At 59.4% G+C, this 24,268-nt stretch carries 42 protein-coding genes and 1 rRNA gene; 12 read left to right on the top strand and 31 right to left on the bottom strand.

Annotated features, from left to right (window positions below):
- Positions 1–192: 192 nt before the first annotated feature.
- Positions 193–308: ribosomal RNA gene (gene rrf / locus JZZ72_RS19570) — 5S ribosomal RNA — on the top strand.
- 126 nt (positions 309–434) lie between these two features.
- Here the strand turns inward: rrf and queD are convergent.
- The 8 genes from queD to JZZ72_RS28120 all read right to left on the bottom strand — a co-directional run bounded on the left by queD (position 435) and on the right by JZZ72_RS28120 (position 4,073).
- Complete coding sequence (gene queD, locus JZZ72_RS19565) at positions 435–791, bottom strand: 6-carboxytetrahydropterin synthase QueD (protein WP_043861143.1); 357 nt, start codon at positions 789–791, stop codon at positions 435–437.
- A gap of 63 nt (positions 792–854) precedes the next feature.
- Positions 855–1,067 carry a helix-turn-helix transcriptional regulator gene (locus JZZ72_RS19560; protein WP_210014970.1) on the bottom strand — a complete coding sequence of 71 codons (213 nt, stop codon included), beginning with the start codon at positions 1,065–1,067 and terminating at the stop codon, positions 855–857.
- Positions 1,068–1,102: 35 nt separating this feature from the next.
- Complete coding sequence (locus JZZ72_RS19555; RefSeq protein ID WP_210014969.1) at positions 1,103–1,654, bottom strand: hypothetical protein; 552 nt, start codon at positions 1,652–1,654, stop codon at positions 1,103–1,105.
- A 53-nt stretch (positions 1,655–1,707) separates the two neighbouring features.
- Positions 1,708–2,187 (bottom strand): SAM-dependent methyltransferase, encoded by a 480-nt coding sequence (locus JZZ72_RS19550; RefSeq protein ID WP_328825174.1) that lies wholly within the window; start codon positions 2,185–2,187, stop codon positions 1,708–1,710.
- A complete protein-coding gene (locus JZZ72_RS19545; protein ID WP_210014968.1) occupies positions 2,184–2,576 on the bottom strand; it encodes a phage protein NinX family protein in 393 nt (130 codons plus the stop codon). The genes JZZ72_RS19550 and JZZ72_RS19545 overlap by 4 nt, the downstream gene beginning before the upstream one ends.
- The gene (locus JZZ72_RS19540) at positions 2,573–3,085 is read right to left on the bottom strand and encodes a hypothetical protein (RefSeq protein WP_210014967.1); all 513 of its coding nucleotides are present in this window, start codon (positions 3,083–3,085) and stop codon (positions 2,573–2,575) included. Before JZZ72_RS19540 ends, JZZ72_RS19545 begins: the two co-directional genes overlap by 4 nt.
- Positions 3,082–3,333 (bottom strand): hypothetical protein, encoded by a 252-nt coding sequence (locus JZZ72_RS19535; protein WP_210014966.1) that lies wholly within the window; start codon positions 3,331–3,333, stop codon positions 3,082–3,084. Before JZZ72_RS19535 ends, JZZ72_RS19540 begins: the two co-directional genes overlap by 4 nt.
- Positions 3,330–4,073 carry a hypothetical protein gene (locus JZZ72_RS28120; RefSeq protein WP_328825173.1) on the bottom strand — a complete coding sequence of 248 codons (744 nt, stop codon included), beginning with the start codon at positions 4,071–4,073 and terminating at the stop codon, positions 3,330–3,332. The genes JZZ72_RS19535 and JZZ72_RS28120 overlap by 4 nt, the downstream gene beginning before the upstream one ends.
- A 180-nt stretch (positions 4,074–4,253) precedes the next feature.
- Here JZZ72_RS28120 and JZZ72_RS19525 point away from each other — a divergent pair, with 180 nt between their 5' ends.
- The gene (locus tag JZZ72_RS19525; RefSeq protein WP_210014965.1) at positions 4,254–4,553 is read left to right on the top strand and encodes a hypothetical protein; all 300 of its coding nucleotides are present in this window, start codon (positions 4,254–4,256) and stop codon (positions 4,551–4,553) included.
- A 43-nt stretch (positions 4,554–4,596) separates the two neighbouring features.
- Here JZZ72_RS19525 and JZZ72_RS19520 read toward each other — a convergent pair whose 3' ends face one another.
- Positions 4,597–5,235: a hypothetical protein gene (locus JZZ72_RS19520; protein ID WP_210014964.1), complete on the bottom strand. Its 639-nt coding sequence runs from the start codon at positions 5,233–5,235 to the stop codon at positions 4,597–4,599.
- Between the two features lie 54 nt (positions 5,236–5,289).
- Here JZZ72_RS19520 and JZZ72_RS19515 point away from each other — a divergent pair, with 54 nt between their 5' ends.
- A complete protein-coding gene (locus JZZ72_RS19515; RefSeq protein WP_210014963.1) occupies positions 5,290–5,862 on the top strand; it encodes a hypothetical protein in 573 nt (190 codons plus the stop codon).
- Here the strand turns inward: JZZ72_RS19515 and JZZ72_RS19510 are convergent.
- The 3 genes from JZZ72_RS19510 to JZZ72_RS19500 all read right to left on the bottom strand — a co-directional run bounded on the left by JZZ72_RS19510 (position 5,834) and on the right by JZZ72_RS19500 (position 7,951).
- Entirely contained in the window at positions 5,834–6,757 is a 924-nt protein-coding gene (locus JZZ72_RS19510; protein WP_210014962.1) for a DNA cytosine methyltransferase, read from the bottom strand. The genes JZZ72_RS19515 and JZZ72_RS19510 overlap by 29 nt on opposite strands.
- A gap of 15 nt (positions 6,758–6,772) precedes the next feature.
- Complete coding sequence (locus JZZ72_RS27870) at positions 6,773–7,021, bottom strand: hypothetical protein (RefSeq protein ID WP_236066303.1); 249 nt, start codon at positions 7,019–7,021, stop codon at positions 6,773–6,775.
- A gap of 150 nt (positions 7,022–7,171) precedes the next feature.
- A complete protein-coding gene (locus tag JZZ72_RS19500; RefSeq protein WP_210014961.1) occupies positions 7,172–7,951 on the bottom strand; it encodes a DUF2786 domain-containing protein in 780 nt (259 codons plus the stop codon).
- A 94-nt stretch (positions 7,952–8,045) separates the two neighbouring features.
- Here JZZ72_RS19500 and JZZ72_RS19495 point away from each other — a divergent pair, with 94 nt between their 5' ends.
- Positions 8,046–8,435, top strand: coding sequence for a hypothetical protein (locus JZZ72_RS19495; protein ID WP_210014960.1), 390 nt, complete (start codon positions 8,046–8,048; stop codon positions 8,433–8,435).
- Positions 8,436–8,785: 350 nt separating this feature from the next.
- Here JZZ72_RS19495 and JZZ72_RS19490 read toward each other — a convergent pair whose 3' ends face one another.
- The 4 genes from JZZ72_RS19490 to JZZ72_RS19475 form a co-directional block, all read right to left on the bottom strand.
- Entirely contained in the window at positions 8,786–9,940 is a 1,155-nt protein-coding gene (locus JZZ72_RS19490; RefSeq protein WP_210014959.1) for an RNA-directed DNA polymerase, read from the bottom strand.
- A 204-nt stretch (positions 9,941–10,144) separates the two neighbouring features.
- Positions 10,145–10,501: a four helix bundle protein gene (locus JZZ72_RS19485; RefSeq protein WP_210014958.1), complete on the bottom strand. Its 357-nt coding sequence runs from the start codon at positions 10,499–10,501 to the stop codon at positions 10,145–10,147.
- A 52-nt stretch (positions 10,502–10,553) separates the two neighbouring features.
- Entirely contained in the window at positions 10,554–11,174 is a 621-nt protein-coding gene (locus tag JZZ72_RS19480; RefSeq protein ID WP_210014957.1) for a DUF1566 domain-containing protein, read from the bottom strand.
- Positions 11,175–11,242: 68 nt separating this feature from the next.
- Entirely contained in the window at positions 11,243–11,839 is a 597-nt protein-coding gene (locus tag JZZ72_RS19475; RefSeq protein WP_210014956.1) for a DUF1566 domain-containing protein, read from the bottom strand.
- A 113-nt stretch (positions 11,840–11,952) separates the two neighbouring features.
- Here JZZ72_RS19475 and JZZ72_RS19470 point away from each other — a divergent pair, with 113 nt between their 5' ends.
- Entirely contained in the window at positions 11,953–12,243 is a 291-nt protein-coding gene (locus JZZ72_RS19470; RefSeq protein WP_210014955.1) for a hypothetical protein, read from the top strand.
- A gap of 8 nt (positions 12,244–12,251) precedes the next feature.
- Here JZZ72_RS19470 and JZZ72_RS19465 read toward each other — a convergent pair whose 3' ends face one another.
- From JZZ72_RS19465 to JZZ72_RS19395, 15 genes are all read right to left on the bottom strand, one after another.
- Positions 12,252–12,599: a hypothetical protein gene (locus tag JZZ72_RS19465; RefSeq protein ID WP_210014954.1), complete on the bottom strand. Its 348-nt coding sequence runs from the start codon at positions 12,597–12,599 to the stop codon at positions 12,252–12,254.
- An 84-nt stretch (positions 12,600–12,683) separates the two neighbouring features.
- Positions 12,684–12,998 (bottom strand): hypothetical protein, encoded by a 315-nt coding sequence (locus tag JZZ72_RS19460; RefSeq protein WP_210014953.1) that lies wholly within the window; start codon positions 12,996–12,998, stop codon positions 12,684–12,686.
- Complete coding sequence (locus tag JZZ72_RS19455) at positions 12,995–13,261, bottom strand: hypothetical protein (RefSeq protein ID WP_210014952.1); 267 nt, start codon at positions 13,259–13,261, stop codon at positions 12,995–12,997. The genes JZZ72_RS19460 and JZZ72_RS19455 overlap by 4 nt, the downstream gene beginning before the upstream one ends.
- Before the next feature lie 162 nt (positions 13,262–13,423).
- Positions 13,424–13,810, bottom strand: coding sequence for a response regulator transcription factor (locus tag JZZ72_RS19450; protein ID WP_123753201.1), 387 nt, complete (start codon positions 13,808–13,810; stop codon positions 13,424–13,426).
- A 3-nt stretch (positions 13,811–13,813) separates the two neighbouring features.
- Complete coding sequence (locus JZZ72_RS19445; RefSeq protein ID WP_210014951.1) at positions 13,814–14,665, bottom strand: ParB/RepB/Spo0J family partition protein; 852 nt, start codon at positions 14,663–14,665, stop codon at positions 13,814–13,816.
- A 159-nt stretch (positions 14,666–14,824) separates the two neighbouring features.
- Positions 14,825–15,307, bottom strand: coding sequence for a DUF1566 domain-containing protein (locus tag JZZ72_RS19440; protein ID WP_210014950.1), 483 nt, complete (start codon positions 15,305–15,307; stop codon positions 14,825–14,827).
- An 806-nt stretch (positions 15,308–16,113) separates the two neighbouring features.
- Positions 16,114–16,371, bottom strand: a complete 258-nt coding sequence (locus tag JZZ72_RS19435; protein WP_210014949.1) for a DUF1654 domain-containing protein — start codon at positions 16,369–16,371, stop codon at positions 16,114–16,116.
- A gap of 164 nt (positions 16,372–16,535) precedes the next feature.
- Complete coding sequence (locus JZZ72_RS19430; protein ID WP_210014948.1) at positions 16,536–16,757, bottom strand: hypothetical protein; 222 nt, start codon at positions 16,755–16,757, stop codon at positions 16,536–16,538.
- Positions 16,758–16,828: 71 nt separating this feature from the next.
- Positions 16,829–17,395, bottom strand: a complete 567-nt coding sequence (locus JZZ72_RS19425) for a hypothetical protein (protein ID WP_210014947.1) — start codon at positions 17,393–17,395, stop codon at positions 16,829–16,831.
- Complete coding sequence (locus JZZ72_RS19420) at positions 17,385–17,768, bottom strand: hypothetical protein (RefSeq protein ID WP_210014946.1); 384 nt, start codon at positions 17,766–17,768, stop codon at positions 17,385–17,387. The genes JZZ72_RS19425 and JZZ72_RS19420 overlap by 11 nt, the downstream gene beginning before the upstream one ends.
- A 39-nt stretch (positions 17,769–17,807) precedes the next feature.
- Positions 17,808–18,050, bottom strand: a complete 243-nt coding sequence (locus JZZ72_RS19415; RefSeq protein WP_210014945.1) for a hypothetical protein — start codon at positions 18,048–18,050, stop codon at positions 17,808–17,810.
- Positions 18,047–18,283, bottom strand: a complete 237-nt coding sequence (locus JZZ72_RS19410; protein ID WP_210014944.1) for a hypothetical protein — start codon at positions 18,281–18,283, stop codon at positions 18,047–18,049. The genes JZZ72_RS19415 and JZZ72_RS19410 overlap by 4 nt, the downstream gene beginning before the upstream one ends.
- A 34-nt stretch (positions 18,284–18,317) precedes the next feature.
- Complete coding sequence (locus JZZ72_RS19405; protein ID WP_210014943.1) at positions 18,318–18,677, bottom strand: BRCT domain-containing protein; 360 nt, start codon at positions 18,675–18,677, stop codon at positions 18,318–18,320.
- Positions 18,678–18,855: 178 nt separating this feature from the next.
- Positions 18,856–19,263: a hypothetical protein gene (locus JZZ72_RS19400; RefSeq protein WP_210014975.1), complete on the bottom strand. Its 408-nt coding sequence runs from the start codon at positions 19,261–19,263 to the stop codon at positions 18,856–18,858.
- Between the two features lie 144 nt (positions 19,264–19,407).
- Positions 19,408–20,205, bottom strand: coding sequence for a S24 family peptidase (locus tag JZZ72_RS19395; RefSeq protein WP_408004349.1), 798 nt, complete (start codon positions 20,203–20,205; stop codon positions 19,408–19,410).
- 38 nt (positions 20,206–20,243) lie between these two features.
- Between JZZ72_RS19395 and JZZ72_RS19390 the strand changes: the two genes are divergently transcribed.
- The 7 genes from JZZ72_RS19390 to JZZ72_RS19360 all read left to right on the top strand — a co-directional run bounded on the left by JZZ72_RS19390 (position 20,244) and on the right by JZZ72_RS19360 (position 24,228).
- Positions 20,244–20,483, top strand: coding sequence for a carph-isopro domain-containing protein (locus tag JZZ72_RS19390; protein ID WP_100633219.1), 240 nt, complete (start codon positions 20,244–20,246; stop codon positions 20,481–20,483).
- A 155-nt stretch (positions 20,484–20,638) separates the two neighbouring features.
- Complete coding sequence (locus tag JZZ72_RS19385) at positions 20,639–20,989, top strand: hypothetical protein (protein ID WP_210014942.1); 351 nt, start codon at positions 20,639–20,641, stop codon at positions 20,987–20,989.
- Positions 20,986–21,249 carry a hypothetical protein gene (locus JZZ72_RS19380; RefSeq protein WP_210014941.1) on the top strand — a complete coding sequence of 88 codons (264 nt, stop codon included), beginning with the start codon at positions 20,986–20,988 and terminating at the stop codon, positions 21,247–21,249. Before JZZ72_RS19385 ends, JZZ72_RS19380 begins: the two co-directional genes overlap by 4 nt.
- A gap of 403 nt (positions 21,250–21,652) precedes the next feature.
- Positions 21,653–22,360, top strand: a complete 708-nt coding sequence (locus JZZ72_RS19375) for a helix-turn-helix domain-containing protein (protein WP_328825172.1) — start codon at positions 21,653–21,655, stop codon at positions 22,358–22,360.
- Positions 22,353–23,732 (top strand): replicative DNA helicase, encoded by a 1,380-nt coding sequence (gene dnaB, locus JZZ72_RS19370; protein WP_210014940.1) that lies wholly within the window; start codon positions 22,353–22,355, stop codon positions 23,730–23,732. The genes JZZ72_RS19375 and dnaB overlap by 8 nt, the downstream gene beginning before the upstream one ends.
- Positions 23,732–23,935 (top strand): hypothetical protein, encoded by a 204-nt coding sequence (locus JZZ72_RS19365; RefSeq protein ID WP_210014939.1) that lies wholly within the window; start codon positions 23,732–23,734, stop codon positions 23,933–23,935. Before dnaB ends, JZZ72_RS19365 begins: the two co-directional genes overlap by 1 nt.
- Positions 23,932–24,228 (top strand): DUF1364 domain-containing protein, encoded by a 297-nt coding sequence (locus tag JZZ72_RS19360; RefSeq protein WP_210014938.1) that lies wholly within the window; start codon positions 23,932–23,934, stop codon positions 24,226–24,228. Before JZZ72_RS19365 ends, JZZ72_RS19360 begins: the two co-directional genes overlap by 4 nt.
- The last annotated feature ends 40 nt before the right edge of the window (positions 24,229–24,268 follow it).

Genomic DNA, 24,268 nt, shown 5'->3' with positions numbered 1-24,268 from the left:
AGCGCTGTGAGGCGTTGAGCTAACCAATACTAATTGCCCGTGAGGCTTGACCATATAACACCCAAGCAATTTGCGTCGAACGACCAGATTGCGGTGTTGTGAAGACACAGTAAGCCGAAGATTTGTAACTCACGAACATCACATACCCGATTCGCTGGAGTGTCTGAACAAGACCTTCTGGCAACAGAATTTCTTGACGACCATAGAGCATTGGAACCACCTGATCCCATCCCGAACTCAGTAGTGAAACGATGCATCGCCGATGGTAGTGTGGGGTTTCCCCATGTGAGAGTAGGTCATCGTCAAGATTAAATTCCGAAACCCCTATCTGCATCTGCAGGTAGGGGTTTTGTCTTTGTGGGCCGAAAGTTTCCTGCAAGGCGGGCATAAAAAAACCACCTTGGGAGGTGGTTTTCAGATATGTCACTGTCAGCTCAGTCGCCGTAATACTCGCAGCCACTGGTGCAGGTCTCATGGATACGCACCTTGCTCAGTTCTGGCAGCAATGGCTTGACCTGGTCCCAGATCCATTTGGCAATCACTTCGCTGGTCGGGTTCTCCAGGCCAGGGATGTCATTGAGGTAGTTGTGGTCTAGCTGCTCGTACAGCGGCTTGAAAATCGCCTTGATCTCCGAGAAGTCGCGAATCCAGCCGGTATGCGGATCCAGCTGGCCGGTCAGGTGCAAGGCAACCTTGAAGGAGTGGCCGTGCAGGCGCCCGCATTTGTGCCCGGCGGGCACATTCGGCAAGCGGTGGGCCGATTCGAAGGTGAACTCTTTGAAAATTTCCACTGGTGGACCTGTAATGCTGGTGGGGTAAGGGCTTGAGCGGAATTGTCTGATTCGATGTACTGCTCAATGTACTGATTGGTCGACGCTGGGCTCAAAAGAGGTCATCCACTGAGAGATGTCCGACTGCCGCCAGGCGACCGAGTTGGGTCCTATTCTAACCTGTTTTGGGAAGGTGCCTTCCCGGATTCTGCGATACACGGTGTTCCGGCCGATGCCGGTCACGTGCAGCACCTCATCGATGCGCAGGAAGCGATCAATATTTTCTGCGTGGCGCATATGTGGTCTCCACGCCGCCGGTGGCGGCAGGTTGGTCAGGCCAGCAGCACGTCGCGCACGACTTCCCAGAGTCGGGCGGCAGGCCATTGGTAGCGATCAAAGTCAGTGTCTGGCTGGACGCCGTGGCGGCAGGTGGAATGGGCTCCGGCCGGGTACTCGCCGCGCTTCTGCATGATGGTGGCCACGCGACCGTCACCGCCTGGCTCCGTACGGTGATACGCATAGGCCTGGGTGTTGTAGTCGTTGCCGGCCTCGATCTTGAAGGTGGTTTCGTGCACCAGGTCGGCGCGCCCGTCTGGCGTCCACGGCCGGCCGCCGTTGGCAGTGCGCTTGCCTTCATGCAGGTACAACACGAATTCGCCTTCGGGGTTGCTCATATGCCAGTAACAGTGGTTGATCTGCGTTCCGACCAGCACCCGGGAGATGAAGTTGAAGCGATGGTCGTGGATCGCCGAGTGCTCGAAGCAGGCGCGGCGGGGCAGTTCTGGGTGCCACACGTGCAGGCGCTGGTCACCCTTCAGTTGCACCTGGACAAAGCCCAGGCCGTGTAGCGTGATTTTGTCCGTCATCACGTCGTCGATGATCATGGCAATAGCTCTCCATGCCCGCGCATGTCGGCGGGCTTGAGTTGTTGGGGGGGTTAGGCTGGGCGTTTCATGAAGGTGATCCAGTGCGTCTTCTCGCGCTTGCCGGACTTGTGGCCAAACAGGGGCTTTTCATCTGTCAGGGCCAGCAACTCGCTCACCAACACCTGCGTTTCATTCCACTTGAAGATCAATATTCCTTCAGGTTCCAGTACCCTGAAACATTCGGCGAACCCCTGTCGGATGTCTTCGCGCCAGTCGCTGGTGAGCAGGCCGTACTTGGCGCGCAACCAACTATCGACACCGGCGCGGGTGAGGTGCGGCGGATCGAACACCACCAGGCGGAAGGCTGAGTCCTCGAAGGGCAGTTGCCGGAAGTCCATCAGCACATCCGGCTCGACCTTCAAAACCCTGCCGTCGCACAGCAGGTGTTCTTCGTCGCGGATGTCGCCGAACAGGGCACGCTGGTCTTGTTTGTCGAACCACATCATGCGGCTGGCGCTGCAGGGGTCGAGCACTTTGGCTGCGGCGCTCACGGCGTAAGCTCCTTCGGCACCTGGACGGTATCGCCGAACTTGGTAGCGACGATGGCGCGGCAGGCCGCCGCAAGTGGCTGCCAACCGCCATGACAAAAGTCCTTTCCGCGAATGGTCACCCATGCAGCCCAACAGTCGTCGCTGGTTTGCGGTGCGTGCAGATTGACCTGGTGCTGCTGGATGAGCCGGCCGCCAAGCGCCCAGCTCTCGTGAGGGTCGTACCGCTCGCAGCGTTCGGTTGATTCGCCGCGGTACTGGACGAACACCCTGGCCGGCGTGCCGTAGTGCGGCTTGGCCACATGCACATCTAGCCCCTCGGCCTCGGCGACCGCCCAGGCCAACTGCTCGCCCACCAGGTCAGCAGTCTTCACTTCGATCAGGTCGGTCATCGCTGCACCGCCTGCCAGTAAGGCCCCTTGTTGGTCACCAGGCCCTTTCGCTTCAGGCGCTGGCATGCCTTGCTGATCTCTTCCCGAGATTCGCGGATTGCGCCGCGCATGGCGTGGGCGGTTGATCCCTCAATGCCGATCAAGTGCCCCAGAACTCGCTCATCTGTCCCGCCGACGAGCATTCCCTGGCCATACTTGGCAGCCACTGTTGCAACTGCCAAGCGCAGCGCGTTCATCCGGGCGCCGGGTTCGTCTGCATGCGACACCTCGCTCTGCTTAAAGCCGACATACGGCACATGGGCTGCGGCCCGAGCGAGGTGGTGCAAGCAGCAGATGTCCATCCTGAGCTTTGCGATAATGAGCATCGTCTGCCGATCATCCTGCATTGGCAGCCAGACCTCCCGGCCCGCCTCGGGGTCGTCGTAGTAGAAGGCGTCACTGCCGCGCCGGTATTCCAGCTCAAAACCCATGGCCTTGGCCGACAGCTTGATGATGTCGTCTTCTGTCACAGCTGATACCTCTCAACAATCAAGCGCCCAGGCGCCAGTGCGGGTGTAGGTTCGGGTTGTGTTTCGTGCGGGGAGAGCTGGCGCTCGTTGCCGGCCTGCAGCTGGCTGTCGGGGATGCAGCTGATGCCTACGTGATTGAGGATGTAGCAGGTGACGCCGCGCTGGCTGTCGTGCTCGATGTCGATGATGTTTTCGGTTGCGCTGGCGCCGGTGGCCAGCAGCAGGAGGCAGAGGGCGAGGCGGGTCACAGTAGCACCCCGCTGGCCTTGGCGAGGCGCACGTCTTCCTTGGTGACGGTGTGCAGAACCACCTTCTCGATGGTGAAGAAGTTGGGCTTGCAGAACTTGCGGGCCCAAGCCTTCAGCGGCTCCAGCGCTTGTTCGAGAGCGGCTGTCGCCTCATCGTCGAGGTCTGGGTAGTTGTCGACCCATTCCCCCGCGTCGCTTCCAGCGGCCGCCTCGAACATGTGATTGAGCATGTCATCAGCATCGGGGAGAAACCCGGCAGGGTCTGCCTTGCAAACGGTGCCGGTGTGTACGGTGTCGCCCACTTTGAGGCCGTTGCCCCGGCCTGGGCCGAAGCTTGTGCCATCCGCCTCGCTGCCGAAGTTGTCGCGGATCAGAGCGGTAAGGTTCGGGTAGTCCCACGATCCGTCATCGCCATTCACTGACCAGGCTTCCTCAGCATTCCGCCGGGCCCAGCTGACGCACGGGCCATCCTCTGTGTCGAAGATCCCCAGCAGGAACCATTCAAGCCCAGGGCATTCCGGCTCCCAGCCGAGGCAGTGGCACTCGCCGTCGTCGTAAGGGTGGTGGTCGCCGATATCTGAATCCATGTGCCACTGCTTCAACTCCAAGCCTTGCTGTACGAGCCATGCTTTGAAGGCGGCGTAGTCTTCGTCGAAGTCCGGCTCGTCGGGGTGGCTCCACCAGCCGTCCTGATCGCGCTCGACGGCCACACGTTGGATCAGCTTGATTTCTTCAGGCATGACGATTCCTTGGCCGCCATATCGCGGCAGTAAGTTGTACAAGAAGTTAGGACCGGTATAAGTACTCGGCCCGGCAGTCCGAATAACCGCTTATTTCGGGATTATTTGTTCGTGCTCGCGACCGAGAGGGCTATGGTGGGAAGACGCATAACGGTTTAGACGAAAGTCGTAGGAGTTCTCATGAAAATTCGCGGTGATGTTTTCTGGAACTGGGCTGACCCAATGCTTCACCATCGCACTCACGACGAGACGCTGGACGATGGCACGTACATCGATGTGCAAGTGCGACTGTCGCGAACAGGCAACACCCAAATGTTCATCGGCATTTACTCTCCACGTGGGTTTGTTGTTCACGAAGAGGCCTTTGATTCACGACCTGGCGAATCAATGACTAGGGCTCTTGCATGGGGTGTTGGCCGGGCTCGGCGTATCGCCTCTGAGGGCGTTCATTACGCAGACCTTCTGGCCGCCTCTAAATAGACGGAGAGAGGTTGCATGTTGGTGGAGCACAAATGTTCTCCGGTCAGGGCTTGTGCTCCAACAGCGCTCTGGCCTTCGCGTAGTTCGGGTTGTCCGCCAGCATCTTCTCGACGCTGTCGCAGTCACCGCCTAAGAAGGTGATGCGCTCATGGCCATTGACGATGGCCGTACGGTAGTCGCCGGTGATCAGGCGCAATTGGGTTCGCAGTTCTTCGCACTCTGCCATCCAGTGGTCACGCTGCTTTTCGGTTTGTTGGTTGAGGACCTCCAGCGCCTTGACGTGCCCTTTGTGCAGCCGCTCAACCCCCTCTGGATCGGCTGGCGGCTGCAGGTACACATAAGCGCTGCCGTCTTCGGCGCACAGATCGTTTGCCTCGGCCATGGCAAACAGCACTTGGCCCGGGAACTCCATTTCAGCAATGCCGCCCTCCAGCAGCCATTCCAGGCGCAGGCCGTCCTCGTCGTCCGCGCGGGTCACGGCTACGGCCTGGATCAGAACGGGCTCGCCCTGGTGCTGGTCGGCGGGCTTGCCGAACCCCTCGCAGATGGCTTCCCAGATTTCGTAGGCTCCGCCACCACAGACATGAGCCGCCCTGGCGATTCGCTCAGCCATCTCGTCGCTCAGTTCGCAGGGGAAGCTGACCATCTGTTCGGTGTTGCTGGATCGGTTTTCTGTGGGCATGGGGATACCTCGCGGATATAGTTCGCATCTGTTCAAGTTCAGGAGGGGTGTGCTGTGTTTGGATTGACGGTGGAGGAGTGGGGGGTAATTAACGGCTTCGCAAATTGGCTCGCGGCCATTGGCACGATATCGGCAGTAATAGTATCCCTCTACCTTTCAACAAAAGGTGGCAAACGGAATGCGAATCTATCGGTGAACCTTATGCTCATGGCGGAGCAAGGATCGGATCATCACCCAGAGCATATTGTTTACAAACTGGTTAATACAGGAGACCGGAGCTTTCACCCAGACTCTATTGGCTGGGTGTTCGGGAAGAAAAAAGACCGAAGCAGCTTCATCCAGTTATTTGACAGGCAACTGAGCAACGACTTGCCGACACTTCAAGCTTCCGGTGTAGCAAATAAATGGCTATTTTCGGTGGACGATCAGCGCTGGTTTACAAAGATGGCTGAATCGCTGGGGGCTGACTGGAAGAGGAACATTAAGACGTTGCGGGCACTTGCCACTACAACAACCGGCGAGGAGTTCCTTTGCATTCCCGGTGACACAATCCTCACCAAGATCAAGGAGCAATGTCTGGCGATCCAACAAGCCGCTATCACGCGGCCTTCTTCAGAGCCTCGATGATGCGCTGGCCAGCCAGCGGCGGTACCGCGTTGCCGGCCATATGCATGGTCAGCCGGTGGTTGTCCGGGCGCAGGGTGCCGGCCGGGAACGACATGGCGGCCAGGCCCTCGTCAGCACTGAGCATTCGCATGCGGTCGCCATCGACCAGAGCCCAGCGATCCACAGTGGTAATAGTGCCGATTGGCCGGTTGATGTCGCGGCCGGTGGTGCCGGAACCTTTGCCGTAGTAGGGCATGATGAACCTGTCGCCGAACCGCGCTCGGCCATTGCGCACCCGGTCGAGTGTGGCCTGGGCCCGACCTGGCTTCTCGATCTGCGACCAGCGCCCGGCATCGAAGTCGAGAAAGCTGCTCGCCGGTACATGGCGCTCTTGCGGCAACTGAAGCATCAGCGGCGCCTTGCTACGGGTAAGCACCATGAACAGGCGCACGCGGTGCTGTGGCACGCCCAGGTCGGCGCAGTCGACGATATGCGGTGCCGCCTGATACCCCAGCGCCTGAACAGCCTGCAACCAGGCCGGGTAGAGCACCCAGTCGGTGAACTCCGGTACGTTCTCGATCACTGCCGCCTGCGGCCGGTGGAACTCCAGCGCTGACACCGGCGCCCAGGCCGTCGAGCGCGAAGCGTCGTGCTCAGGGTTGCCCGACTTCTTGCCGCGGGCCTTGGCGTGGCCCTGGCAGCATGGCGAGGCCAATAGGATGTCGTGCGCCGGCACTTGCTCCCACCGGGCCTGGTGCAGGTCCTGGCAGACGTGCTGCGTGTCGGGGTGGTTGGCGCTGTGCCATTCAACGGCCACCGGCCAGTGGTTTGCCGCCCAGAGAACCTGGACGCCTGCGGCGCGCGCGCCGGTGCTCCATCCGCCGAGGCCGGCGAACAGATCGATTGCTGTGGTCATGGGTTTTGTCCTGGGTTAAGCGGCGCTGGAGGTTGCGTGGCTGTACTCGGTCCAGCCGATCCTAGGCAGCTTGGTCTTGGGGTTGATTACCGGCTTGCCCTTGGCATCGGTGAGCTCGCATTTGGCCCTGATGCGCAGATCGCGGCACTGGCCTGACTTTCTGGCCAGCTCAATGAACTGCTGGGCGTACTGCGGCGCATCGAACAGATGGCTCAGCTGCTTGACCTTCTCGCTGGCCATGATCGCTGCGGCGCGCTGCTCCACGGCCTCATTCCACTCAGCAAGGGTAAGCTGCAGGGGGGGGCGCCGGCTTTCCCGCTCGGCCTGGTCGTCTTGGTGATCTTCCTGGCCTCAGCCAGCGCTACGTCGGCGGTCATGCCAAAGACTGCGAATGTGCTCATGGTGGTCTCCTTGTCAGGCGATGCCGATCTGTAGGGCCTCTTGGCCGCCAGTGGCCAGCCCTGGATTGAGATCCACGCGCCGACCGGCGAGCAGCCCAGCAATCTGGGCATCGAGGTCGAGCTCGATATCGCGGGCTTTCCTGGCCTTACCAATCTCTCTGCCTGACAGGTACTGCTCGATCAGGGCTTTGTCTTTCGCTTCGACCGCCACCAGCTCGCGACCATTGGAGTGCTGGCCGATGGCGAGATCTTCTTCGCCCCGGGGTACCAGTTCGTGAATCTTGTCGTGTACTGCCGACACCCAGGCCAGCGCGAAATGATCTCCAGCAGTTTCAGGTGAATAGGAACTGCGCTGTTTGCCAGCTCGCACTTGCGACACATACTCACGTCGGGCCTGAGTTAGCTTGGTCAGCAGTGCTTCGTAGGCGTACATAGCGATCTGTGGGGCCGGACTCACTCCCACGAACAATTCGCGGTCCATAATGCGGCTGGTCGATTTGCACCAACGGCGCATGGAGAACGACCGAACTCCGAATGCCTCTCCAACGATCGAGCCCAGATGCTGGTCCCAAGTTGGCCTGCGCTTGGCCTTGGCCTTCTCCGACTCGACTTCGCCCACATCACTCAGGTGCACATCTATTTCAGTGAGGCGGTATTCACGCATTAGCGCCTGCGCCTGACGCATCGCGGTTGCAGCCTCATTCTCGTTCGAGCTTTTCGAGAGGGCCAGGCAGCGCTTGATTTTGCGGATGACCCGTTCGAGTTTGCTTTCGTCGTGATGTTGTTCGGTCATGTCGTGGTCCTTCCATGCAGGCGCCGCCCTCGCCGGGGTGGCGTGATTCGTTGAAGTGGGGTATTGGTGTCGCGCTTATTTCAAGGAGAGCGCTGTGGAGTGGTATGAATCGTTGTTTTTGCAGGCATGTGGCCATGTACTGACCCAGTCGCGGGTAGCCAACCTTCGTCGAGCTGACGGTGTTCTGAATCTGGATATTGCAGCCACCCGTGATCTTGCTGCCTCTTACCAGCGCAGCGTTGCTTTAGCGTTCAGCGCCGAAGAAGTGAAGCAGAGACTTTCCGAAGGTGCAGATAGTGTTCTTCTGCTCCTTGTCCACGAGCATCAGTTTTATAACGCGATGGAAAAGCTGAAGAAGGAACAAGATGTCGTCCTTAGCGCAACATTGCGAACTGACGCCAGATCGAGCGATTTCTCCAACTACCACGTCGACGTTGCCTTGATCAGGAAGACTTCAGCTGTTGCCATGGGCATTGCGCACTAGTTGTCCGAATGCGCCAACGCGCTGGCGGGCAGCGCCGGGGATTCGATCAGAAAATCTGGCAGCGGCAGTTGAGGTCTTTGCAGTTGCTCTGGCCTACCCAGTCCGGCATAGGATCTCCTTCATGGCGCTCTACGCTCGAGTGGATGTATCCGCTTCGGCGAATGTCCTTAATGAAGCGCTGCAGATCAGCATCGTTGCCTGGTTCCGTTGGCCTGTCCCAGCGACTCATAACGATGCGCCCGCACTCTGTCTTTCCGTGGTCCATTCGGCCAAGGTACTTTGGCTGGCTGCTCATGGTTGCTCCTGGGCATGCGCCGCCCTCCGTGGTCGGATGCGGCATGTGGTTGGGGTTATCGCTTCGGGTAGGTCTTGGTCAGGTCGCCGTTTACCACATGGCCTCGGCGCAGTACCAAGTTCGCCAGCGCTGCGCGGTCTTTCTGGCTGTGACTGGCCTGGCTGAGCAGGCCGAAGTAGCTGTTGGCTGTCTCGCGCAGGTTCTCGGTCGGAGTGGCTGCGGTGCGCTTCATGGCCTGGGCCACTGATCGTTTACGGGTCGTGCGTCGCCATGGCTTGATCACGTGACCGACGAAGTCCACGCCACGGTCAATTGGCTGCAGGATGGTCTTCTTCGGGTTGAGCCTGGCGCCCAGGCTGGGCAGGAACTGCTCGATCCTGCGTAGCCACTCGCTCAGCTGCTGCGCTGAGTCGTGCAGCAGCACGAAGTCGTCGACGTAGCGGATGTAGTGCTTAGCGCGCAGTTCGTGCTTGCAGAACTGGTCCAGCGCGTCGAGGTAGACGTTGGCGAAGAACTGCGAGGACAGGTTACCGATCGGCAGGCCGAGGTGTGCTGGCTGCGCGGTCAGGCGCTTGTGCTGCGGTACCCGGTTGAACAAGTGCGCCGGGCTGCGCACGTCGTAGTTCTCGCGCGGGTCGTGCATGAGCACCTGCAGGGCCAACTGTTGCCACCATGGATCGGTGACCCTGGCTACCAGCTGGCGGCCCAGCACGCGCTTGTCGATTGCGACGAAGAAGTTGGCCAGGTCGCACTTGAGGTAGAAGCCGGGCCTCGACCAGTTCTGCGTCTGGCTCCGGATCTTCGCCTCAAGGCGCTTGCCGGCGTACAGGGTGCCTCTACCCGGGATACAGGCGCAGCTGTCCGCTATGAAGCTGCGCTCGATGCCGGGGCCGATGCGGTTGTACAGCAGGTGGTGCACGATGCGGTCGCGAAAGTCGGCGGCCCACACCTCGCGGGCCTTTGGCCGGGTGACCACAAAGCAGATAGAGCGACCAGGCCGGTATTGGCCGGTGACCAGGTCGCGGTGCAGCTCCGTCAGGTTCCGCTCCAGGTTCACTTCGAAAGCCAACGCGCTGTTGCTGTTGCGCTTCGAGCGCCGGCAATCGTAGTACGCCTGGACCAGTTCGCTGAACGGGTAGGGCGTTGAATCTGCGGACGGGGCGGACACGGAGCTCGTTGTTCTTGTCGTTGTTGTTCTGATAGCCATCATCGAAGTTCATGTTGAATGCGTTGTTGGCGGAGCGCTGCGACCTGTCGTGCTATCTACGTCGGCCTGCCGATTGCTCGGCGGACAAACTGCGCTGGACCTACACGGACGCTTTAGACCGGCGGTATCCATGGTGCGCATGGCGGTGACTCATCGAGTCAGCGGCACGACCAGATTCAATTCGCACAGGCCTGGAAGCCGTAACCTTCAGGCAGCGGGCGCGGATGGGGTGTAGCGTTTCCAGGCATTGGCCTGCTTGCCAATCGATGTGGTGACCTCCATCGTTCTGGCGTGCTGTTCAACGCTGATGAATCGGTTGTCCTTGAAGAGGCGCATGAGCAGTTCGATGACCTGGACTTTTTCGACCAGTACCGACAGGTGTGGTCGCTTGTCCTGAGTCGCGTTTGCCCGGGCAATGAGCATGAGCACGTCAATGCACTCGTCGATCACTCGCCGCCCCAGCGACTGTTTAAGTTCGCGGGGAATGTTCTTGGTGAGGTTCGTGGCCATCTGCAACAAGCCGCTGGCGGCCTTGAAGATGGAAAGCTCGGTATGCATTGCCATGGCATGCCCCTCCTTGGGTGGCCGCCCGTTGCCGGGCGGTTAAATGAATGAATTACTGAATAATTTCGCTGCGGACGGGGCGGACACGGAGCTCGTTGGTCTTGCCGCCGGTGTCCTGATAGCCAGCATCGAAGTACACGCGGAATGCGTAGTCGGCGGAGCGCTGCGAAGACGACCAATACCAGGCGCGCTGGAAGGCCTCTGGGCCGCCAGAGCGGAACGCCTCGTGCACGGTCTGGCCTGGGCTTTCCTCCGTGTAGAGCTGGCCTGCTGGCTCGCTGTTGAGGTTCTCGCCATCGCGGTTCCAGCAGTAGTTTTCCTCGGTGGTCGGCTTGAAGTGGCGGCACTGCAGCTCCTGCACATCACGTGCAGGGATCGCCCAGTCGTTGTGGCCGCCGATGTTCAGCGCCAGGACCTGCTGGGCAATGGCGCTACCAGCAGCGGCCATTGCCTCGGTGTTGGCGCGGCTGTTGGTGAAGCTCTCGGCGCCATGGATCTTCTCGCCATACTCGCCCCAGCGGCCTTGAAGTTCATGCTCGGCGCCGGCGGTGATCCACAGGTGGCGCTCGCCGGTTTCCGGATCGCGGGTGATGCCGGTGACGAAGCCGCCGCCGTAGGCCTTGCCGATTGCTGGGAGGGTGGTGGATTGTGCTGCTTTCTCAACTGCGCTCATGTGCTGCTCCTTGTGTGCAGGCAACAAAAAGGGCGCCGATGCGCCCGTTTGTTCGAATGGATGAAGGATTAAATGAAGAATCTGCGGACGGGGCGGACACGGAGCTCGTAGCCCTTGACGTAGTAGTTCTGATAGCCATCAGCGAAGTCCATGTAGAATGCGCCGTAGTGGGCGGAGCGCTGCGAACTGCTCCAGTACGCCCCCTCGGTGATCAGCCCGTGGACCCAGGCCTGGTAGAGCTGGGATGCGGCCGGAAGGTCGAAGTCGGCATGGTCGTCAGCGCGGTATGCCCGGGCGGCTTCAGCAGCAGGGTGGCCGCCCTCGGCGATCAGGATGTCGGTATTCGCCTTGCCGTCGTTCCGGCTTATCGCTTTCGATTCGGTGTTCCGGCCACCCCACTCATGCTCGCCAACATCGCTTTCGGCGAGGATCAGGTAGTGCGCTGGCACGTCGCCGATGGCCGGCACGAAGCCGCCGTTGATGCCGCCCTGGCCAGGCCATGGCTGGCCGACAGCAGGGATATCGGCCTGCGCGATCGGCTGAACATTGGCCGCAGGGGGTAGCACCTGGGCAAACACGCTGGCGACCGCCAGCTTCGCGAGGGAGGACGCCGGCATCTTGATCGTCGTGTCGCCGTGCTTCAAAGTGATCATTTCAGGTTTCATGAGTGATCCTCAGGATGGCGCCGCCCTCCATGGCTGGATGCGGCATGGTGGCAATTTGGTTTTGGATGGGGTATTACGGGTGACCGGCATGCGGCCGAATCGAGGAGCGTTTTATGTCATTTGAAGAAGATGATGGACAAAGCGGATATGTCAGTGAGCTTCTCGAGGGAGGCTATTTACAGGGGCCTGAAATCGGAGCGGCTAACGCATTTATCAAGGATGAGGAACTGTCGCAAGCCCAGCAAAACGTCTTTGATAATTTTGTTCTGCGAAAACATGATCCCGGCGCCTGCAAAAGGTGTCGTAATGGCATCGACTGGCCGGAGAAGTATGAGGCAAAACACAACGGCGGCTTTTGTGGTCGCTGCGCAAACGTCATCCACAAGGCCGATCAGGATGATTGAGCGGCACGTCAACGGGGAATGGCTTCGCACCCAGGCTCTCGCTTCAACTCAGCCCTGCTGGCCGCTTCAAACCGTCGAGCTAGTTTTGGCGATATCTTAAAAGCTGGCGCGTCGGGCTTTTTCAGGCGGCGCGCCTGCTCTCGATGGTCAACAGCGATGAACGCCCGGTGCAGGTCCTGCAGCAGCTCCTGCAACTGAGTGTAGCCGTGAGCCTTCATCGCCTTGGCCATTTCCGCACGCGTCCCGGCTGCTGACTCCACAGGCAGCGTCTCTATACCCAGGCGCTCGGCTTCGGCCTTCCTCCTGTCGCGGTAATCCGCCGAGTGCTTCGCTGCACCCGTCTTCTTCTCGGCCATGGCCGGTACCTCCCAAGCCGCTGGGCGGCAAAGTGATCTGCTGCTGGCGCCGGCCGTGCCGTGCGCGGTTGAGTGCTCGCCGGATCATGCCGACCCGCCGAGGGTGATGCTGTTCTCTTGGGCTATCAGCCTGATGCGCGTATGGCTGGTCTTCATCGCCTCGCCGATCTCCTGGGCGTTCAGGCCCTGGGCTGCCAACTCGCGCACCATGGGCGCCGCTGCGTCACGTGCGGCGCGCTGCTTGCGCTGGTGCGGGTTCTTCATGCCGCAGCATTCGCCGCTCACGCCGGAAGGGATCACAACGGGGCGCCGGCCTGCCGCAAAGAACTGGTCGATCTGCGCGCTGAGGTCGGCCATCACCTGAAGCCGTGGGTCGGGAATAGGGCTGCCGATGTTCATTGCCGGCCTGCCTTGCGATCAGCCGCGGCTTCCAGCGCTTGGGCGGTGTTGACCGCAACCTTGTAGTTGAAGCAGAACACCCGGGTCTTGCCCGTGGCGCGCTCGATGATGTGGTAGGCCTTGCCCTTAGCGACGACCTGGTAGCGCACCGACTGGGCCGGCGCGGTCAGGCCGAGGATGACGTGCAGGTTTGCCGGCGGCAGGGTGGTTCGTGCACGCATCGCGGCCAGGCCGTCGACGCGCTGCTGCATGGATGGGTGCATGGGGATCTCCAAGGGACGGGCAAGAAAAAGCCCGGCGTACCGGGCTGGCTCAGTAAGTACCACCTCACGTGAGCTACCGAGGCCGCATGTGGCGGCACGGCAAGGGCTGGCGGTTACATGGCGGCATCCTCCGTTGTGCGCCACTGGGAAAGCAGTGGCCACCTATGAGTGCAGCTCCACGCTCTCAGCGCGGCGCAGCACGCGAACCTGGGCAATGCGCCGTTCAGGCGCCCGGCGGTCGCGGCGCATCGGGTCACCACCGCCGGCAGCAAGTGAGTGCATGGCGATCAGTGCGACGAGCACAAAGCACATCGGGCTGATGATCTGGCGCTTCATGGCCTCGGCGACCAGGGCGGCGCGGCGGTGTACGCCAAGCTTGAACATGGCGTTTTCGATGCGGTTGGCGACGGTGCCGGGCGAGATCTTCATTACGCGGGCAATCTCTTTGGCGGTCATGCCCTGGGCAACAGCCAATAGTGCTTCCAGCTCTCGCGGAGCCAGGCCCTGTCCGAGCCGGCCGGTCCATGAGCCGCAGGTGATCGTATCCATGATTTATCTCGGTAGTGCGCCGTCCAGGGCTTTGCGCAGCTCAAGGACAAGCGCGGTAGGTAGGGTGAGGGATCTGCTGTCTTCGTCGACTGCACCGAGCGATGCAATCAAGTTGCGCGAAGCGATATGCACGGCTTCGAGTCGAGGTTTCGGTATCGCTGGGCCCTTCATCGTGCCCGCCGTGACCTTCTTCTTGCCGCTGGCCTGGGCCTTCTCCAGCTCGGCACCCAGTACCTTGCCGGCGCCGTCGCCGTGCTCGCGCACCACCTGTGCGGCGGTCGTTGCTGACACATGACCCGCCGCAACCAGGTTTTGCACGTCTGTGTTCGCGTTGCCTACGGTTAGCACTTGCTCAACGTGCTGTCGCGTCTTGCCGACTTTCTTGGCGATCTGCTCGGGCAACCACCCGAAGGCGCGCAACCGCTTATAGCCCTCGGCCAGCTCAAGAGGCGAGAGCTTCTCGTTCTCCTGGCTGGAAATTATCCGAGCAACGCGGTCGGCATCACTGCCTTCGAACGCAATCACAGGCACCCAGGCTTCGAGGATTTCGGGGTTGTCCTTGTTGGGCGTTCGAGGCAGCCGCCCAGCTTGATCTAGCTTGAGCATGGCCCGTCGTCGGCGGTGACCATCTACGATCCAGACCCCGCCATCAGCCCGCGGCCGCACTTCAAGGGGCGGGATCTGGCCGCCGTTGGCGATGAACTCGGCCAGCAGCTCAATGCTTGCTTCGAGGGCTTCACCCTCAATGCGCAGGTTGAAGCCGGGTTCCTCGTTGAGGTCTTCCAGCTTCACCCGCATGGCGTCTGCGCGGCGCACATCGCCATCCTTGATCATTTGCTTGAATGACTTGGTCATGCAATTAACTTCCGTAAGGGTGGGCTGCATTGGTCGTAACGCTCGCTGCCATGAACCTCCCGGACCAGGGGAGGGCGAACGTCACGACCAATGCAGCCTGGTGCTGCCCAGGCTGCCGCTTAAAGTTGACTTTGCAGCTCAAGCGATTGAAGGAATGAATTACTGAAGGAATCTGCGGACGGGGCGGACACGGAGCTCGTAGTACTTGCCGAAGCTGCTCTGAGAGCCATCAGCGAAGTTCATGTCGAATGCGAGGTTGGCGGAGCGCTGCGAACTCGAAATGTAGTACCAGTCCGTCGCGAACGATTCCGGCGCGTACTGCCATGCGTGGTGAATCTCACCAATTGCGGCCAGGTAGAAGTCCTTGTGGCCGTCAGCTTCGTACTCTGCTGCTGCGATTGCGGCCGGATGCTTGCCTTCGCGAGCAATCAGGGTATTGGTATTGGCTCGACCATCGGTGCGGCTGAGGGCTTCTACCGAGACGCCGTAGTCCCCGAAGGCGTGACGACCTGGCACATCGTTCGCTGCCGCGATTAAGTGGCAGAGGCCTTCTGGGTAATGTCGAAGGCCGAGGTAGATACCGCCTTGGCCTGGCCAGGGCTTGCCAACGGCCGGCGGGGTGAGCTGCTGCTGTGCGTTCATTGAGTCGTTCCTGTGTCGGGTGGGGGCGGGATGCATCGGGAACCACACTCCGGGGCAAACCGGGTGTCGGGACGCCTCACCAAAGGGCGAGGCGCTACCCACGCTCACAATTCGCGGCGATCAACTCGCGTTCAGTGTGGTTCCCGATGCAGCCTGCGATGGGGAGTAGGGCATCGGGCAGTTAACGTCAGGCTGACGTGGCGCTGGTTGGTCAGTCAGTGAAATCCACGCGAAACATCACTCGCCTGATAGAAAGGTGATGATTTCCGTAGAATCCGGCCTCGCTACTGGCGACAGGCCAGGGTAATGCGTCAGTTGTGTTGGCCAGTTACCCGCCGCTGATTGCAAGGCTGGCCGTTCGTCGTCGGTGTGGGCTTCGAGCTTCCTTCCCGCGGCGTCAAACAGCATCTGTTCGCCACGGATCACAGGTCCTTACAACATGCACGCTACAGCTCTGAATGCCCGGCTGAATGGGGCAGGGTGCATGAGGTCCGGCGCGCCCAGCCGAAGCTATCGGGCACGCTAATTCAATTTGGTGTTTCCGCTCCCGCTTACCGAGGTCGATACGGCCAATCCCAGGGAGCCGCATGGCTATGTGGATTCGCTAACGCCTTTCCCGGCAGAAGCTTGAATCGGTTTGGTTTTTAAAGAGCGGTGAGGCTTGAGGACCTCCCGAGGGGCTGTGTAGCGCCTCGATGGGTGCAAATATGTACCAATGGTTCACAGTCGTCAAGTACCAAAAGTACACATTTTTACTGCGGCCACAAAAAAGCCCGCACAAGGCGGGCAAGGGAGGGATCAAGAAATCAATCTTCGGCGGGCACTGTCCAGGTCAGCAGCACCGAGCCGTCATCCCGATGCTCGAGCGCTACGTTGTCGTTCTCGATCACCTCGTCCAAGAAACGCTCCCAATCGTGGGCGGCTTCATGATCCTCCTTGGCGATCACCGCCGATCTGGCTTTCTGCGCGGCCGGCGAATTGATGGCCTTTTGAATGCGGGAACCCATGATTTCGTAGGGCGTGGGCGGAGCAGGGGTTTTGGGTTTCGACTGCTGCTTGGCCATTGCTGATCCTCCATTTACTGTATGTATAAACAGTAATTTATCTAGGGGTAGCTGGCAATACTGTATGGGGCACATTTGTGCTCCCGTTGCGCGCAGGCATGAAAAAGCCCGCCGAGGCGGGCTGATGCCTAGACGAGAAAGGGAGTTAATCGCCGTCAGCTTGGTCAGTGTAGCTCAGGATCTACACTCAAGCTCCCGCGCTCGATAAATTGGCTGACCTCAAGCAGCAACACATCGATTGCATCCAAGGCCTCGGCGATGCTTCGGAGTGAATCCTCCGGGTAATTTCGGCTCGACGAGGAAACGCCATTCATCGAACTGGCAAGTGCAAGCTGTGCGTCTGCCAGCCGAGGGAGCAGGTCAAGCGTGAATTTGTCGGTGACCATGGCGAGACCCTCTGAAGGTCAGATCAGAATAGCAGGCATGAAAAAGCCCACCGAGGCGGGCTTTATGAGATTCAGTTTTTCGGCGTATCTGCTTTCGATTCTGCGCGAATCTTCATCTCAGTGACGGCTCGGGATATCTCCTTGGCGTCATCACCAATCGATTTAATATCCTCACGGATGTAGCCGCTGAAGCGAGCATTTTCTTCTTTCTGCGCTGAGAGCCCCCATTGCAGGGTGCCCATGAACACTGCCAAGACAGCGATAGCTGTACCGATTGACCACCATTTTGCGTTCTGCAGGGCGTCGACAGTCCGTTGGTTTGCGGTGTTGAAATCGCTGACAGATTTAGCGATGTCGGAAACCTTGCGATCTAGGCGCTCCTCGATCAGCTGCAGTTTTGTATCGATTTCTTCGCGAGTGATATCGTTCATGCTGTCAGTATGGTCTTTAGGTTCTGACTTGTCACTTTTCGATCGCCCAGGCAAAAGATCTCTATAAAACGACGTCTCATCTGATCTTTGCTTTTCTAGCGCTAGCTCCATCGCTGCCAGCACGTCGTCAAGGCTTTTGCCGGTGTTTGTGGCAATCCTCATGCCTTCCGGAAGATGATGATCCTCGAAGAGGCGTTCAGAGGCCATCCTTTAAACCCTCGGTAACCTTGATCCTTGCTTGCACCATCGCAGCATTCAGAAAAACTGTATTAGCGCAGGTAAGACAGACAATAGCGTAGTGGAAGTTTGGGTAGTCTCGGCCGTTCATTTGGAGTCGCTTGCCGTCCGGAAGCAAGACGGGAAAATCGCAAGGCGTAACAAGATCGCGCATCGGGGCGTCGCCAATTTTGATGCCGACTGTTGAGCATCCCCATTGCTCGCCAGAGCAAACTGAACATTTAAATTTCGATCCGCTTACAGGGGCGACCGTATCGAGATACTTGAAAATCTTCTGAGGTTCACACCAGTAGTCCATTTCATGAATGTTGCCAACACTCAACATTTCAGGATCGTCAGTCATCATTCTATCCTTTGAGAAAATTCGTTTAGGCTTGCTGTGCTAGATATCTGCGCTGGACCTGATGATGCGTTGACCCTTCACTTCCTCCGAATACCCCTCCAGCCGATCCTCTCCATCCTGCATCACCTGGCAGATCCTGATCACTGCCTGGGCGTCAGCCTCATTCCCGGCTTCACTCAGGCGCACGGCGATCCTCATCAGCTCGACCGCTGACCATTTGAGGTCAGAGGCCAGGCCTTGTAGGTCGCGGCGAAGGTCCTGGTTGGAGGTGGTTAAATTCACATTCCGCTCCTGGCGATCAGTCCGTCCTGAACGTCGTCTGCGATATCAAGGATGACTTCATGCTGTCCTCGGAGGGTCTTGCTGACCTCCAGCAGCGCCATGGCATCATCGGGCAGGCCTGCATCATTGATGCGCCTAGCGATTTCGATGACTTCCAGCGCAATCCAGTCCAGAGTGGCAGCATGGCCGTCGAGGTCTTCGTAGAGTTCTTGGTTGGGTTTGGTTAGGGGCATGGCTTACTTACCGCTGGCATTTAAGGGGCATTTGCTAAGGCAGCTCGCCTGTTTGGAGCAGGTTCAGAAAATCCCCGGCACTGATGATGAATGCACCTGCTTCTTGCGCTTTGACAACCTTGCTCGGGCCGGCGTTATCGCCATAACAGAGAAAAGTCAGCGACTTACTTGGTGTTTTAAGTACCTTCATGCCAAATCCCTCGGCTAGCAGCTCCAGCTCGGACCTATAGGAGGCGGAAAATCCGGTGAAAAGAATAACGTTCGGGCCATTCGAGGATTTCCTAGCCGCCTTGTTAGACATGGCGGCTGCCGCTGCGAGATCTGAGGGCTTAGGTCTTGGTGCGGGAGGCGCTGCGTCCTTGAGCAACAAATCCTCGCCCAGAAGGAATTCCACGATCCGATCCTTGCGGAACGTTTTAGGGAAAGCGTCACCGCTAGCTCTGCCTTGGATATAGCTGGAGTTTTCGGACCACTGAAGAAGCTCGCGCTCCGTTGTTAGGCCCTTCGAATCGCAATACCTAAACTTAATAATGCTCACATTGCCGCTCCCTGGTGCTTGCTCTTACTCTCGGTCAGATAGGTGCGGCTACTTCTTCTTCGCCATCGCTCTGCTGGCTTGCAAGCTTGCGAAGATCTGGAGTGAAAGTTACTACCATCCCAGTCTTTGAGCAGGTCAGAGTGATCTCGGCATCCATGTCTATTTCAAGGTCTTGACCGCGCAGCCCTTGCCATTGGGCTAGATAGTGTAGTGACCCGAACTTTTCACGCTTCTTGAGTTTTTTGCTGACGCCGCCCTTCCAGTTCAGCGGCGGGAGCTCCTCCGCTTTGGCGCATGCAGCTAACTCTGGCTTCTGATCCGCGAGCTTACGGCCGATCTCCCAAGACTTAATCAACCCTAGATCGGCACCCCTCCAAACCGAATTCCAGTCTATGTCGAGTCGCTCTGGCTCGGAGTGACTACGGTGAATTCTTCGACTCATTGCTGACTCATCCATGATGCTATACGGCTCGTTGTTTGGAATTATCGCGGGCTTTTGCCTTGCGAAGGGCGGCGGCATTGCTAATGCGAATCTGCTCTTTTAGATCTCGGCGCAGTTGCTGGTTGGGCCTGGTTAGGGGCATGGCTACAGAACTCCACCGCGCCAAATGACTCGACCCAGGATGCGGTGCTCATGGATTTCCCCGTCTGGCACTTTCAGATCTGCATAGAGCGCTTTGTCCGGGTTGTCGCTGCGAATGATCCAACCATCCAAATCGGAGAAGATCAGCCGCTTGACGATGGCGCCCTTGTTCTCGCTGAAGAGCGCGAACACCTGCCCATCCACGGGATCGATCCGTGACTCATCAATCAACAAAACGTCGCGATCACTGATGGTCGGCTCCATGCTTGATCCCTGGGCGTAAATGACCTTCAGGTTCTTCGGGTTAAGCCCCATGAACCGGATCCACTCGCGCTTGAATGCAAGTGTCCCCCTCACCTCGACATGATCATTAGATTGACCAGGGCCCGCCGAAACCAAGGCGGTGTACTGCTTGATGTGGACGTAGGTGTCCTCCTCATCTTCGTCGGTAGGGAAGCTGGGTATGTCGACTGGCTGCGCGGATAGTGGCTTTGTAGCAGACTGATCATCATCTCGCATGCCCCCGCGCCCATACTCAAGCCATTCAACACGCACCTTGAGCGCAGAGGCTAGGGCAAGCATCTTGGCCCCGCCTGGCATTGACTCTCCGTTCAGCCACTTACTGCTGGCCTTGGGCGTCACTCCAGCGAGTTTCGCAAGACGAGCACCAGCGCCCCACGAAGGAATTTCGTTGGCGATCAGGGCTTCTCTCAAGCGCGCCGCGAAGGCCGCTCGTATTTCTTCTATCTGAACCATAGGTTCAATATCGCACGCGCTTGCATGTACTTTCAGTTCCGACATAATATGTACTGACAGTTCATATTTCGTTTGGAGGCCCCATGCAGGAGCTCAAGAAGGCAATCGATGACGCAGGCGGCGTAACTGCCGTTGCGCTCGCTTGCGGGAAAACGCCGCGCGCCGTCTACAAGTGGCTCACCGCTGGCTGCCTCCCGCGCACCGAATACACCGGCGAAACAACCTACGCCGAAAAGATCGCAGCCCTGGCCAAGGCCAATGGAAAGCCGCTCAAGGCTCAGCGCCTTCTGGCTGCCACTGCGCCAACCAAGACCGCCGCCTAATCAATTCCAACCGCAAGGAGCAGTACCCGCATTGCGCACGACGAGCGCGTCCGTTGCACAGCAATGACAGGGTCAACTGAGTCAATTATCCATCCACTGGCACACCGCCAGTAGATGACCAAAACACCTGTGAATGTATCCAGCAGGAGAGGTCGATGAGCAGCGAACAGATCAGCACTTGCACTGAGGCGGCCACGCGCAATGTTCGGCCGCGCCTCTTTGGCCTGGATCGGGAAGTTGCCGTGCAGGCTATCGCTGCACTGGCTCGAGGCACTCCCGTGGAGGCCGCTTACCAGATCCTGGCGGGTATCGAAGCGCTGGATGCCGGTCCTGAAGCGCCCTTGGTGGTTTTGTGGCCCAAAGGGAATGGCTTCGAGACGATTGAGGACAGGGCTGCCTGGCACGAGGCCGAGAAGGAACGCTTGCTGTACGCCGCGGGCGAGCCAGAGCGTGTTCGCAAGCTCGCCGAACGGTTGATGGTGACTGGCGATGGAGGTTCGGCATGAGCCTGGTCGCACAAATCTTCCTTGCTTGTGCCGCCCTGCTCATGGCTTACGCCCTAGGGCACATCGCCGGTCGCTCTCGACGCCGCTCAACCATATCTGTGGCAGATCGTTGGCCTGTTGCACACGTCCAGTTCGATCCGGAGATGTCGCAGGAAGACATGCTGAGGTTCATCAAATCGGTAGAGGCCGCGATCTGGGCGGGGCGATCAACTAAAGCCCAAGGCCTTGAGAATAGCCGCGCCTGCGACCAGAGGGACTAGCCAAGTGAGCAGCGTTTTGATCTTGGCCTTGTGGTTCTCCCACAGCCGCCTCAGCGGCGGCCTATCGATATCCAGCCACGGGTTCGGCCCATCAATGGCTTTGTATTTGTCGTCCCAGTGCCTGATTTTCTAGGCGCTAAACGCTTCCTTGAGTTTCTTCATGCCAAGTCCCCATGACTGTCGTTTCGAGTGGAGTCAAAACGATATCACGGAAGGCTTGGCGCCCATTTGAGCGCCTGAATTGCAGGCATAAAAAAACCGCCTGGCAGGGCGGCTTCTTCAACAACATAACGGGGTCGATTATGCACATTGCAATCGATGTAAGCAATACCAGCCCTATCGCGTCAGGTTTCGGTTTCTCCGCGAACCTGTCGCGTCAGGTCGATTCACCGAGGGCTAAAGCGTGAGCACCATCATCATGAGCGCTTGCTGGCCGCTGCAAGGCATGAGCGGGCCTCAAAAGGCTGTATTGATATCGCTTGCGGACAACGCAAATGACGAGGGCGTTTGCTGGCCCTCCGTTGCCCGAATCGCGGAACGAACCTGCCTTGCGGAAAGGACGGTTCAAACTGCTATCAAGTGGCTGTGCCAGGTCGGGCTGCTGTCCATCCGTGAGCGGATGGGGCGATCGACAATGTACACCCTAACCCCAGCAGCATATGCACCCCCGCAAGAGCCGCACCCCGCAGCAGCCGCACCACCACCCCCGCAGCTCACGACAGAAACCCCCGCAGCAGCTGCACCCAGAACCGTAATAGAACCATCAAGTGAACCGTCATCCCTTGGTGGCGATGGGGCGCCCCGGAAGATCTCGAAGCCGAAGTGCCCGGCTCAGGCAATCGTCGACCTGTTCAACTTGACGATTCCAGAGTTTCCTCGGGTCGTGATGCTGACCAAGGATCGGATTGCGAAGATCGGGGCTCGCTGGAACGAGAGCGACGTGCACCAGGATCTCAACTTCTGGGCGGAGTACTTCGCATTGGTGCGTTCAAGCAAATTCCTGATGGGCGAGGTGTCCGCTGCTGGTGGGTCTCCATTCCGGTGCAACTTCGATTGGCTCATTGCGCCGACCAACTTCGTGAAAGTCGTGGAAGGAAATTACAATGCGTGACCTGCACAGCGTAGAGGCCGAGCACGGCCTGCTGGGCGCGATGATGATCCGCCCCGAACTCATCGACACCCTGCGCGATGACCTGACTCCTGAGTCGTTCTACTTCGCCGAGAACGCCGATGTGTTCCGCGCGATCATGGCGACGCGATCTGCTGGCAAGGCCGTGGACTTCCTGACCGTGGCCGACCAGATGGGCGTCTGGTCGTTTGAGGGCACGCCCCTCGGCTACTGCGCGGAAATCGTCAACAACACGCCGAGCGCCGCAAACGCCAAGACCTACGCGGGAATCGTGCGAGAGCGAGCCATCGAGCGCGCCTTGTATGACCTTGGCGGGCAGGCCATGGAGATCGCTCAGGATACTGGCGACGTGCAGGCGAAGATCGCAGCCATCCAGGCGGCGGCCATGGCTATCGATAGCAGCGCCGGGGATGACGACATCGTCAAGGCTGGCGATGTCATCGCCGACCAGGTCGAGGTGTGGCAAGAGCGGCACGATCGCCTGGCTCGCGGTGAATCGCTGATTGGCATCTCTACCGGCCTGAAGGACCTGGACGACAAGCTGGGTGGCTTGCAGCCGGATAATTTGTACATTGTCGCCGGCCGCCCCGCGATGGGCAAAACCACCTTGGCCATGGGCTTCATCGCCGAAGCCGCTATCCGCCAGAAGAAATCGTCCTTGGTCATCAGCCTGGAAATGAACAAGGGCCAGCTGATTGACCGGCTGACCGCGTCAGAAGGGCGAATTCCGCTCACCCTGATCAAGAACGGAGCAGCTTGCCAGAGCCATGGTGCACAGCTCTCGGTAGCCGCCACAGCGATTCACACCGCGCCGCTGTACATCGCTGATCGCGCCGGTACCAGCATCGGGCGCATCCGTGCCCTGGCTCGACGCCACAAGCTGCGTTATGGCCTCGATCTGTTGATGATCGATTACCTGCAGCTCACGGAGGGTGAGGGGGGCAACCGCACCGAGGAAGTCAGCAGCATCAGCCGTGGCTGCAAGCTGCTGGCCAAGGAGCTAAGTATTCCGGTCGTGCTGCTCAGTCAGCTCTCTCGCAAGTGCGAAGAGCGTCCGAACAAGCGCCCGATCCCATCCGACCTGCGCGAGTCGGGGGCTATCGAGCAGGATGCCGACGTAATCCTCTTCGTGTACCGCGACGAGGTCTACAACGAAAACACGGACTCCAAAGGGATCGCCGAAATCATCATCGGCAAGGGGCGAGACGTGGAGACCGGCACGGTTCGAACCGCCTTCCTCGGGCAGTACAACCGGTTCGAAAACCTGGCCGCCGGATGGGTGCCCGAACCGAAGGCCCAGCCTGAAAAAGTCACCAGCCTGGCCAGCCGCTATGCCAACAAGGATCGCTTCTGATGGCCGATCTGATGTTGGCCGCGCCCGACCTCGCAGAGTACCGATGGGCGCTCTATGCCTGCGGGCATCTGCTCGACCTCACCGCCGAACCTCACCCGCCCGTGGCTCTCTATCGCGACGAGCAGTCGGCGCGGCTGCACGGCCTGCGCATGTGGCCATCCACCTTCACCGTTGTTGACCTCCACAAGGACGACCGCTCATGAAGCAATCCAAGTTGACCAAAGCCGCGCGCGGCCGGGAATGCCAGGTGCGCATTCCGGGTGTTTGCAGCGGCAACCCCGAAACCACTGTGCTGGCCCACTACCGGATGTCCGGTACCTGCGGCGTCGGCATGAAGCCGAACGATCTGCAGGGCGCCTGGGCTTGCAATGCCTGCCATGACGCCTGTGACGGACGCAGCCAGTTGATAGGTCGCGCCGAAGCCCGCCAGCACCACGCCGAGGGCGTTATGCGCACCCAGGCCATTCTGATCCGCGAGGGGGCTGTCGCCGCATGAGCAGAACCATTTTCTTCACCCTCATGTGCGTCTTGGTTGT

The sequence above is a fragment of the Pseudomonas palmensis genome (assembly GCF_017848315.1).
Classification (GTDB): Bacteria; Pseudomonadota; Gammaproteobacteria; order Pseudomonadales; family Pseudomonadaceae; genus Aquipseudomonas; species Aquipseudomonas palmensis.
This window is presented reverse-complemented; position numbering and strand designations above follow the sequence as displayed.

Bases quoted from the DNA above. Each gene is read 5' to 3' on its own strand.
- JZZ72_RS19560 (WP_210014970.1), bottom strand. From the start codon at position 1,067: ATGCGCCACGCAGAAAATATTGATCGCTTCCTGCGCATCGATGAGGTG.
- JZZ72_RS19555 (WP_210014969.1), bottom strand. From the start codon at position 1,654: ATGATCATCGACGACGTGATGACGGACAAAATCACGCTACACGGCCTG.
- JZZ72_RS19545 (WP_210014968.1), bottom strand. From the start codon at position 2,576: ATGACCGACCTGATCGAAGTGAAGACTGCTGACCTGGTGGGCGAGCAG.
- JZZ72_RS28120 (WP_328825173.1), bottom strand. From the start codon at position 4,073: ATGCCTGAAGAAATCAAGCTGATCCAACGTGTGGCCGTCGAGCGCGAT.
- JZZ72_RS19525 (WP_210014965.1), top strand. From the start codon at position 4,254: ATGAAAATTCGCGGTGATGTTTTCTGGAACTGGGCTGACCCAATGCTT.
- JZZ72_RS19520 (WP_210014964.1), bottom strand. From the start codon at position 5,235: ATGCCCACAGAAAACCGATCCAGCAACACCGAACAGATGGTCAGCTTC.
- JZZ72_RS19510 (WP_210014962.1), bottom strand. From the start codon at position 6,757: ATGACCACAGCAATCGATCTGTTCGCCGGCCTCGGCGGATGGAGCACC.
- JZZ72_RS19500 (WP_210014961.1), bottom strand. From the start codon at position 7,951: ATGACCGAACAACATCACGACGAAAGCAAACTCGAACGGGTCATCCGC.
- JZZ72_RS19490 (WP_210014959.1), bottom strand. From the start codon at position 9,940: ATGATGGCTATCAGAACAACAACGACAAGAACAACGAGCTCCGTGTCC.
- JZZ72_RS19485 (WP_210014958.1), bottom strand. From the start codon at position 10,501: ATGGCAATGCATACCGAGCTTTCCATCTTCAAGGCCGCCAGCGGCTTG.
- JZZ72_RS19480 (WP_210014957.1), bottom strand. From the start codon at position 11,174: ATGAGCGCAGTTGAGAAAGCAGCACAATCCACCACCCTCCCAGCAATC.
- JZZ72_RS19475 (WP_210014956.1), bottom strand. From the start codon at position 11,839: ATGAAACCTGAAATGATCACTTTGAAGCACGGCGACACGACGATCAAG.
- JZZ72_RS19470 (WP_210014955.1), top strand. From the start codon at position 11,953: ATGTCATTTGAAGAAGATGATGGACAAAGCGGATATGTCAGTGAGCTT.
- JZZ72_RS19465 (WP_210014954.1), bottom strand. From the start codon at position 12,599: ATGGCCGAGAAGAAGACGGGTGCAGCGAAGCACTCGGCGGATTACCGC.
- JZZ72_RS19460 (WP_210014953.1), bottom strand. From the start codon at position 12,998: ATGAACATCGGCAGCCCTATTCCCGACCCACGGCTTCAGGTGATGGCC.
- JZZ72_RS19455 (WP_210014952.1), bottom strand. From the start codon at position 13,261: ATGCACCCATCCATGCAGCAGCGCGTCGACGGCCTGGCCGCGATGCGT.
- JZZ72_RS19450 (WP_123753201.1), bottom strand. From the start codon at position 13,810: ATGGATACGATCACCTGCGGCTCATGGACCGGCCGGCTCGGACAGGGC.
- JZZ72_RS19445 (WP_210014951.1), bottom strand. From the start codon at position 14,665: ATGACCAAGTCATTCAAGCAAATGATCAAGGATGGCGATGTGCGCCGC.
- JZZ72_RS19440 (WP_210014950.1), bottom strand. From the start codon at position 15,307: ATGAACGCACAGCAGCAGCTCACCCCGCCGGCCGTTGGCAAGCCCTGG.
- JZZ72_RS19435 (WP_210014949.1), bottom strand. From the start codon at position 16,371: ATGGCCAAGCAGCAGTCGAAACCCAAAACCCCTGCTCCGCCCACGCCC.
- JZZ72_RS19430 (WP_210014948.1), bottom strand. From the start codon at position 16,757: ATGGTCACCGACAAATTCACGCTTGACCTGCTCCCTCGGCTGGCAGAC.
- JZZ72_RS19425 (WP_210014947.1), bottom strand. From the start codon at position 17,395: ATGGCCTCTGAACGCCTCTTCGAGGATCATCATCTTCCGGAAGGCATG.
- JZZ72_RS19420 (WP_210014946.1), bottom strand. From the start codon at position 17,768: ATGACTGACGATCCTGAAATGTTGAGTGTTGGCAACATTCATGAAATG.
- JZZ72_RS19410 (WP_210014944.1), bottom strand. From the start codon at position 18,283: ATGCCCCTAACCAAACCCAACCAAGAACTCTACGAAGACCTCGACGGC.
- JZZ72_RS19400 (WP_210014975.1), bottom strand. From the start codon at position 19,263: ATGAGTCGAAGAATTCACCGTAGTCACTCCGAGCCAGAGCGACTCGAC.
- JZZ72_RS19395 (WP_408004349.1), bottom strand. From the start codon at position 20,205: ATGTCGGAACTGAAAGTACATGCAAGCGCGTGCGATATTGAACCTATG.
- JZZ72_RS19390 (WP_100633219.1), top strand. From the start codon at position 20,244: ATGCAGGAGCTCAAGAAGGCAATCGATGACGCAGGCGGCGTAACTGCC.
- JZZ72_RS19385 (WP_210014942.1), top strand. From the start codon at position 20,639: ATGAGCAGCGAACAGATCAGCACTTGCACTGAGGCGGCCACGCGCAAT.
- JZZ72_RS19380 (WP_210014941.1), top strand. From the start codon at position 20,986: ATGAGCCTGGTCGCACAAATCTTCCTTGCTTGTGCCGCCCTGCTCATG.
- dnaB (WP_210014940.1), top strand. From the start codon at position 22,353: ATGCGTGACCTGCACAGCGTAGAGGCCGAGCACGGCCTGCTGGGCGCG.
- JZZ72_RS19365 (WP_210014939.1), top strand. From the start codon at position 23,732: ATGGCCGATCTGATGTTGGCCGCGCCCGACCTCGCAGAGTACCGATGG.
- JZZ72_RS19360 (WP_210014938.1), top strand. From the start codon at position 23,932: ATGAAGCAATCCAAGTTGACCAAAGCCGCGCGCGGCCGGGAATGCCAG.